The organism is Paramagnetospirillum marisnigri (assembly GCF_001650715.1).
GTDB lineage: Bacteria > Pseudomonadota > Alphaproteobacteria > Rhodospirillales > Magnetospirillaceae > Phaeospirillum > Phaeospirillum marisnigri.
In genome coordinates this window covers 1-9,300 of the sequence record NZ_LWQT01000083.1, presented here as the reverse complement: position 1 = coordinate 9,300, position 9,300 = coordinate 1, and the positions used below count along the sequence as shown (strand labels likewise).

Here is a 9,300-nt window from a genome sequence, read left to right as displayed (position 1 = left end):
TCGCGCTCAAGCTCCTTGAGCCGCTTGGCCTGTGAGACCTTCATCCCACCGTATTCCTGGCGCCAGCGGTAGTACGTAACCTCCGTTACCGCCAAAGCCTTGGCGACGTCGGCCACCTTCCGGCCTTGCGCCAGAAGCACGTCCGCTTCACGCAGCTTGCCGATGATCTCTTCGGCGGTATGTCTCTTCTTCGGCATGGAATGTCCCCTTCATGGTCAGTTGAATTATTACATTCAACCTGGAGCCATTCACGGGGGGAGGGTCACTGCGACATGCCTCGCCGGCTATGACTGCTTTGATCAAAAGCCGCCATCTACAGGGTTCCTACCCACCGGCCCTTCGTGACCCTTCCCAGCCGTTCACCTAGCCGAAACATCAAAATCGTGCTCCACTCCCTTTGGCTCGGGACTGGTGGATAGGTTGTTGGGAGCGGTGACATGAAGGAACCCCTGATCCCCGAGAATGAAAGCTCTCGGATTGCGGCTCTTCGTCGTTTGGGCGTTCTGGATACCCAGGCGGAAGAACGTTTCGACCGGATCACCCGGATTGCCAAGACCCATTTCGGCGTGGCCATTGCCCTGGTCAGTCTGGTGGATGCCGACCGTCAGTGGTTCAAGTCCTGCCAAGGCATTGATGCATCGGAAACCCCCAGGAACATTTCCTTCTGCGGCCATGCAATCCTTCGGGAAGAGGTCTTGGTTGTCACCAACGCCATCGAGCATCCGGATTTCGCCGACAATCCCCTGGTGATTGGCCCACCCAACATCCGCTTCTACGCTGGTGCGCCCCTTCATGCCCCGGATGGCGAGCGGGTCGGCACCCTTTGCGTCATCGATCCCAATCCTCGGGATTTCAGCGCCGAAGATGGCGATGTTCTGCGCGATCTGGCTAACTGCGTCGAAGGCGAGTTGTCCCTCGCCCACATCCGCAAGAGCGAACGCTTCCTGAAGGCCATCTCCGATGCCATGCCGGGCTTGGTGGCCTATTGGGACAAGGATCTGGTGTGCCGCTTCGCGAACACGCCCTATCTGGAATGGTTCGGCAAGTCCGCCGATGCCATCGTTGGCATCTCGATGTCCGATCTGCTGGGCGAGCGTCTGTTCGCCATGAACCAGCCTTACATCCAAGGGGTTTTGGCGGGGCAGCCGCAGCACTTTGAACGGACGCTGACCAAGGCCGATGGCAGCACCGGATATACCTGGGCCAACTACGTTCCCGATATGGATAGCTACGGCAAGGTGGCGGGATTCTTCGTTCTGGTCACCGATGTCACGCCCATGAAGGAGGCCGAACGGCAGATCAGAGATGCCGAGAACCGGATGCGGACCATTCTGAACAATGTGATGGACGGCATTATCACCATCGACGGCAAAGGCATCATCGCCTCGGTCAATCCGGCAGCGGTGAGCTTGTTTGGCTATTCCGTCGAAGAGTTAGTCAGCCAGAACGTCAAGATGCTGATGCCCGAACCGAACCGCAGCCATCATGACGGATATCTCGCCCGCTACCAATCGACGGGACAAAGCCGGGTCTTGGGTGTTGGCCGTGAACTGGAGGGCCTGACCAAGGACGGACGCGTGTTCCCCATGGAATTGACGATCACCGAAGTGGAGATCGAAGGGCAGCGGATGTTTGTCGGCTTGGTTCGAGATATCACAGAGCGCAAAAGTATCGCCTCAATTCAGGCGCGGTACATGTCGATCATCGAGGCCTCTTCCGATGCCATCATGAGCAAGACCTTGGAAGGGATCGTCACCAGTTGGAACCCCGCCGCCGAGGCCCTGTTCGGATACTCCGCCGAAGAAATGATCGGGACACCCATGTTGCGGCTCATCCCTCCAGGCAATGAGGATGAAGAGGCGCAAATTCTCGCTCGCATCCGACGTGGCGAGCACATCGATCATTTCGAGACGTTCCGTCAAAGGAAGAACGGCCAGATATTCCCGATCTCGGTCACCCTCTCACCAATCAGGGATGAGAGCGGAACCCTGATGGGGGCATCGAAGATCGCCAGGGACATCTCGGCCCGCAAGACGGCCGAGGCCGAAGTTCGCGACCTCACCTTCCGTCTGGGCTTGGCGCTTGAATCCGCCCAACTCGGGACATGGGACTGGGATATCGTCAACAACGTCCTGGCATGGGACGAGCGCATGTTTGCCCTTTATGGGGGGCAGGAAGGCCAGTTCGGCGGTGCCTACGAGGCTTGGCTGCAAGGCCTGCATCCCGACGAGCGCGATCGCTGCGATGGCGCAATTCAGGCGGCACTTTCCGGCGAGAGGCCCTACGATATCCAGTTCAGGGTCCTGTGGAAGGACGGAACCATTCGCTGGATCAAGGCGCACGGCAAGGTGATCCGGGACAATGCGGGGCGGCCCCTCCGTATGGTGGGCATCAATTACGACGTTACTGAACAGCATCAGGCGGAAGTATCGATCATCGAGGCGCGTCTGGCCGCCGATGAGGCCAATCAAACCAAGTCCGACTTCCTGGCCAATATGAGCCACGAGATCAGGACGCCCATGAACGCCATCATCGGCATGACCCATCTGGCCCAGCGCACCAACCCGACGCCGAAACAAAAGGGGTATCTGACCAAGATCGGCAATGCCGCCGAATCCCTGTTGGGCATCATCAACGACATCCTGGATTTCTCCAAGATCGAAGCGGGCAAGCTTGATCTGGAAAGCATTCCGTTTTCCTTGGACGACGTGCTGGGCAATCTGGTGGATATGGTCGGGGTCAAGGCTGGGCAGAAGGGCGTTGAAGTTGTCTTGGCGGTCGCGCCCGACGTGCCGCGTACTTTGATCGGTGATCCTCTGCGGCTTGGCCAAATTCTAATCAATCTGGTCAACAACGCGGTCAAATTCACCGACAAGGGCGAGATCATCATCAGGGTGGTCAACGCCCCTGACGTTCCAACCGCTGGACGGCTCATGGTATCGGTCCGTGATACCGGCATCGGCATGACCTCCGAGCAGGTCTCTAACCTCTTCCAATCCTTCAATCAGGCTGACACTTCCATCACCCGCAAATATGGCGGCACCGGATTGGGCTTAGTCATCAGCAAGCAACTCTGCGAGATGATGGGCGGAACCGTCTGTGTGGAGAGCGAACCCGGCAAGGGCAGTACCTTCATCTTCACGGCGCAGTTCGGCGTTTCCAATGAGGCATTGCCGGTAACGGCTCGCGCCCGTCTTGCCGATATCCAGAGCAAACGGGTTCTGATCGTTGATGACAGTGACAGTGCACGAGATGTACTGCTCGCCATGCTCTGCGCCAACGGCATCAACGCCATCGCCACCAAGTCGGGTGAAGAAGCTATGGCCGTTCTGGCCGAAGCCTCCCAGGCGGGAACACCGTTCGATCTGGTCCTGATGGATTGGCGGATGCCGGGGATGGATGGGATAGAGGCTTCACATCGCATCAAGGCGGATGCAACTCTCTCGCAAATTCCATCCATCCTGATGGTTTCGGCCTTCGGTCGGGAAGAAATGGCCGAGGGATCGCTCGGCGGCGATCTGGATGGTTTTCTCATCAAGCCGGTGAATGAGTCCGTCCTGATCGATACCATCTCAGAGATGTTCGGTGGGGCACCCCGAACCGTCGATGCTGGACCTCACCAAGCGGCCGATGATCACTCCCCAAGTTTGGCCGGTCGCAAGGTGCTGCTGGTGGAAGACAACGAAATCAACCGTGATCTCGCCACCGAACTTCTGGGGGACCTTGGCCTTTTGGTCACCATTGCAGAGAACGGCCAAGAAGGCGTCGAGCGGGTCAGGGTGGAGCCGTTCGATCTGGTCCTGATGGACATCCAGATGCCGGTGATGGACGGCTTGACCGCCACCAAGCTGATCCGAGCCGACCAACGCTTCCGTGATCTGCCCATCATTGCCATGACCGCCCATGCCATGAGCGGCGACCGTGAGTGCAGCCTTGACGCGGGGATGAATGACCATGTCACCAAGCCGATCAACCCTGGCCACCTGACGGATACCCTGATCCGCTGGATGCCTGTGCAGCCCGTGAAAGCCCCAGAGCAGCCACCAGCAACGGCAAAGCCCGCCCCCACTCAGGATACGTTTCCCGATCAACTGCCGCCCTTCGACATTCCCGCCGCCCTGGTTCGGACCAATGGCAAGCCCAAGCTGCTGCGCAAGATGATGCTGGGGTTCAGAGACAAATACGCCAATGCGGCAGCCGATCTGCGGAGGCATCTCGGTGAGGGCCGGGATGAGGAGGCCCAAAGGCTGGCGCATTCTTTGAAAGGGATTGCCGCGACCCTGGAGGCCAAGGACCTCGCCGAGGCCGCTGCTGCCCTGGAACACGCCCTTCGTGCTGGACAGAAGGATGATCTGATCCCGCTAGTGGATGCGGTGGAACTGTTCCTCTGCCCTGCCATTGCAGCCGTTGCTTCGCTGGATGGCACGGCCATTGCTGCCCCGATCTTGCCTGCGTCTCAGGCTGTCGAGGTGGGAGCTGTCAAGTCACGTCCCCGCATCCTGGTAATTGATGACGAGCCATCCAACATCGATCTGCTGGCCGACATCTTCTCCGGCACCTACGAGGTTCTGACTGCTGAAGAAGGCATGGGTGGTTTGGAGATTGCCGCGACCTCCATGCCTGACCTAATCCTGTTGGACGTGATGATGCCGGGGATTGATGGCTACGAAGTCTGCCGACGATTGAAAGCCGAACCATTGACCAGCGCCATCCCGGTGATCTTCATCACGGGACTGGACGATGATGCCTCTGAAACACAGGGGCTTGAACTGGGAGCTGTGGACTTTGTCACCAAGCCCATTTGCCCGGCAACGGTGAGGGCGCGGGTAAGCAACCACATCGCTCTCAAACTGGCACAGGACCAGTTGACTCGTATGGCGACCACGGATGGCTTGACCGGGCTGGCCAATCGCCGCCGCTTCGACGAGGTCCTGGAGATGGAGTATTCCAGACACACAAGGTCGGGCGATGATCTGTCCCTGATCTTGATGGATGTCGACCACTTCAAGCTGTTCAACGATACCTACGGCCATGTGGCCGGTGACGACTGCCTACGTCAGGTGGCCAAGGCCATCGGTGGATCGGTGATCCGGGTCACCGATATAGCTGCTCGCTATGGCGGTGAAGAGTTTGCCTGTATCCTGCCCATGACGAACCAGGACGGCGCTGTCGCCATTGCCGAGAAGGTGCGTCAATCGGTCAGCCAGCTTGGCATTACGCATGGCCATTCCAGTGCAGCGGACCATGTCACCGTTAGCCTCGGCGTGGTCACTACCAAGTGCATCTCAGGACGCTCGGCGATGAACATCGTCGCTCTGGCCGATGAACAACTCTATGCTGCCAAACAAAGTGGACGAAACCGCTACTGTGCCACGCGAGTGGAATGAACAAGGGGATAGACGATGGCAGACATTCTCGTGGTCGATGACGATGAACTGATGATCGAGTTGATCTCGGACCTGCTCATTGATGAGGGTCATGATGTCCGGTCCGCCATGGATGGTCATGCTGGGTTGGATGCCATCGCCAAGGCGGTGCCGGCCCTTCTCATCCTGGATATGAGTATGCCTGGCATGGATGGCTACAAGGTCGCACAGACCCTTCGTGCCGATCCCAGGACGGCAGAATTGCCCATCATTGCCTTCACCGGCATGGACACATCAGGCGACTATGATGCTGCCTACAAGGCTGGTTGCAACGCCTTCATTTCCAAGCCTTTGAACCCAGCCCAGTTGATCGAGGTAGTGGAACGTTTGGTTCTGAAGGCGGCTTCTTAGCCAGGAGGAAATCTCAATTATTGTCCGGCAGGATATGGCACTGACCCGGCATAGCGGACGTTTCAGCTGACTTGCAGTTGCCGCATGCCGGGGGTACTGCGGTCGCCTGCCGCGTCGAGGCCAGCTCTGAACGCTCTGGCGTGTTTATCGTCCGTTTACTCTGCCACAGCATCTTCGTTATATCGACATGATATGAGGTTCGTATTGGGCGAGCCTATCTCCTGAGACGCGTTATGAATGAAGTCATTCGCATCCGCAATACCACGAACTCGAGCATCAGCCGCGCTCATTGCGATGATTGCCGTCGCCTCCAACTCTTTCCCGCCAGGGCATGATGGTCGAGATGGACCGGGAACTCGTCGATTCAAGTGGCAACCAGGACGCTGCCCGCATTGCCACGAACGCCCCACTCCCCGCCTTCAAATTAGCCAAATACTTCTCCCTGTTGTCGATGATTCTGCTGCTGATATTTGGCGGGTTTTTAGCCACCTTCCTCCGCAACAGCGCGATCGACGAGATGAAGCGGCAGGCAGAGGAACGCAATGCCTCCATGACCCAGTTGCTGGGCAACCTTCTGCTGCAGGACATCGAAAGTCTGCTTGCCGGGGCGGTCGGCAAGACCAAAGATGAACTGCATGCGCTGGCGTCGGTGCAGCAACTGAACACCCGCATCTCCGCAATTGTCCGTGGCTCCGAAATCGTCAAGGTCAAGATCTACGACCCGCAGGGACTGACGATTTTCTCGACTGAACTAGCGCAAATTGGCGAAGACAAAAGAGATAATCCTGGTTTCAATGCTGCCAGGACCGGCAGCATCTACAGCGAGCTTGTCCATCGCGAAAAGTTCAGCGCCACTGAAGGCTTGATTGTCAATGTCGATCTAGTGTCGAGCTACATTCCTTTTGTACGTGATGGCGAGGTTTTTGCTGTTTTCGAGCAGTACCAGCACGTCGACAAGCTTCTCCAGCAGGTGGAAAATTCGGTAATTAAGAAAGTAACAGTTATCGTTCTGGTATTCTTGATACTGTATATCCTGCTGTTCTGGGTGGTTCGCCATGCTGAAGGAATCGTCAAAGTCCAGGAGGCAAGGCTTGAATCCGCCAATCGCGACCTCGACCGGCGCGTCGATGAACGGACTAAGGCCCTGCAAGAAAGTGAGGCGCGGTTTCGCAGCCTGACGGAAATGTCCTCCGACTTTTATTGGGAAACCGACGTCAACCATCGCTTCACTTTGCGTAGCTGCAGCCGCCGCGAAGCTGAGGATCCGATTTTCCTGCAGAACACTTTTATCGGCCAGTTGCGCTGGGAGGTGCCTCACGTCAGCCCCGACGAAGCTGGATGGCGAGCCCACCGTGATATGCTCGAAGCGCATTTGCCCTTCCGGGACTTCGAAATTTCTCGCTACGGCATCAACGACAATGTCCTGATTGTTTCAGTCAGCGGTGATCCGCTCTTCGATGCAGACGGTCGCTTTCGCGGCTACCGTGGCGTCGGCCGCGACATCACCGATCAAAAGCAGTCTGAGCTAAGACTGAAGCTTTACGCCGACCTGTTTGAGCAGTCCAACGAGGCGATGCTCATCACCGACCGCGATAACAACATCATTCTTACCAACGCTGCGCTCACGCGGATCACCGGCTACAGCGCCGAGGAACTACTCGGGTGCAATCCACGCATCCTTTCGTCGGGACAAACGTCCGCAGAGGTCTACGATGAGATGTGGGCCGCACTGAGCAGCCACGGCTACTGGTCTGGCGAAGTGTTGGACCGTCGCAAGAATGGCGTCGTCTATCCAAAATGGCTGACCATCTCGGAGTTGCGGGATACGAACGGGGCTGTAACGCATTACATCGGCCTGTTCATCGACATCACCGAACGCAAACAGACCGAGGAGCTCATTGAGCACCTAGCGCACCACGACAATCTAACCAAGCTTTTCAACCGCCATAGCTTGCAGGAGCGGCTTGGTCAGGCGCTGGCTACCGCGCAGCGGAAGCATGCGCCGCTGGCGGTAATGTTCATCGACATAGACCGCTTCAAAAGGGTCAACGACACCCTCGGCCATCATGTCGGCGACCTTCTGCTCATTGATGTGGCGGAGCGGCTGCGCCATTGCGTGCGCGAGAGCGACATCGTGGCACGTCTCGGCGGTGACGAGTTCGTCGTCGTGCTCACCGGCATGGAAGATGTACGAGATGCCTTTCCGGTGGGAAGCAAGATTCTGCACGAGCTCGGTCATCCCTATCATCTGGCCAGCCAAGTGCTGCAGATAACTCCGAGCATCGGCATCAGCATTTACCCTGATGACGGCAGTTCTGTAGATGACTTGATGAAGAATGCCGACATGGCCATGTACCACGCCAAGTCGCAGGGCCGTAACAATCTGCAGTTCTTCACGGCCGCCATGAATGCCGCAGCGACCGAGCGGATGGAGATGGAGATCGAGCTGCGGCAGGCCATTGAAACCGGTCAGCTCGAACTGCATTACCAGCCGCAGATATGTGCACACAACGGTACGGCCTGCGGAGTTGAGGCGTTGGTGCGCTGGCGGCATCCGCAGCGTGGTCTGATTTCCCCGCTGTCCTTCATACCGTTGGCCGAAGAAACTGGCCTGATCGACCCGCTTGGAGCTTGGGTGCTGGAAGAGGCGTGTCGGCAGTTCGCCATCTGGCGCGCGGCGGATGCGCCGGTCCTGCGCATTGCGGTCAACTTATCCGCTCATCAGCTACGCTCACCGGGGCTAGTGGCGCAGGTAGAGGCCGTTATGACCCGGTATGAAATGATACCCGGTGAACTCGAGTTGGAAGTGACCGAATCGGTGGCGATGAGCGACCCTGAACATTCATTCGAGACACTGCGCGCCCTGCGCAACTTGGGCGTCCAACTTGCTATTGACGACTTCGGCACCGGCTACTCCTCACTGTCCTACCTTAAGCACCTACCAGTTCAAATACTCAAGATCGACCGATCCTTCGTCCAGGACATCGAGAGCGACGAGAACGATGCCTCCATCTGTGCCTCGATCCTCGCGCTGGCGCACAGCCAGGGTCTAAAAGTCGTAGCCGAAGGCGTGGAAACTGCGGCGCAGCGGGAGTTCCTTTCCGTCCACGCCTGCGAATACCTGCAGGGCTACCTGTTTGGGAAGCCAGAACCTCCGGAGGTTTGCCTCGGAAGGCTGCGGGAACTTAGTTCTGCCGCTGCGTCATCCTGAAAACTCGGCGCTGGTGGGGCGACTTCCCTCCAGCACGAATAAGTGGCAGGCCGGTTATGGCACAACGGGGCCATAGCGGACGTTCCCGCCGAACGGTGGATATCTGGGGTAGAGCGGACATACGCAACGCAGGGACAGTGCACGGCGTGGAAGTTGCCGGCCTCGAATCCCAGAGACTGGCACAAATTCAGGGATTCAGCTGTGCCGTCCAGTTATCAGTTTTTACCACTACGGCACGCCATTTCCGAGCAAAAGTAATAACCTCGGACGCAGAAGCGGACACGCCCTGCGCCGCGAGGCGCTCCAATACGG

General features: G+C 57.9%; 4 protein-coding genes. 3 read left to right on the top strand and 1 reads right to left on the bottom strand.

Features of this window, described 5'->3' with window-relative positions:
* Positions 1 to 197: transposase (locus tag A6A04_RS15875; RefSeq protein WP_068492287.1), on the bottom strand; the 197-nt coding region annotated here is incomplete at its 3' end.
* Between the two features lie 240 nt (positions 198 to 437).
* Between A6A04_RS15875 and A6A04_RS15870 the strand changes: the two genes are divergently transcribed.
* The 3 genes from A6A04_RS15870 to A6A04_RS15860 all read left to right on the top strand — a co-directional run bounded on the left by A6A04_RS15870 (position 438) and on the right by A6A04_RS15860 (position 8,988).
* Positions 438 to 5,387: a PAS domain S-box protein gene (locus A6A04_RS15870; RefSeq protein ID WP_068494618.1), complete on the top strand. Its 4,950-nt coding sequence runs from the start codon at positions 438 to 440 to the stop codon at positions 5,385 to 5,387.
* 15 nt (positions 5,388 to 5,402) lie between these two features.
* Positions 5,403 to 5,777: a response regulator gene (locus A6A04_RS15865; protein WP_068494616.1), complete on the top strand. Its 375-nt coding sequence runs from the start codon at positions 5,403 to 5,405 to the stop codon at positions 5,775 to 5,777.
* A gap of 343 nt (positions 5,778 to 6,120) precedes the next feature.
* Positions 6,121 to 8,988 carry a putative bifunctional diguanylate cyclase/phosphodiesterase gene (locus A6A04_RS15860; RefSeq protein ID WP_172822792.1) on the top strand — a complete coding sequence of 956 codons (2,868 nt, stop codon included), beginning with the start codon at positions 6,121 to 6,123 and terminating at the stop codon, positions 8,986 to 8,988.
* Positions 8,989 to 9,300: the final 312 nt, after the last annotated feature.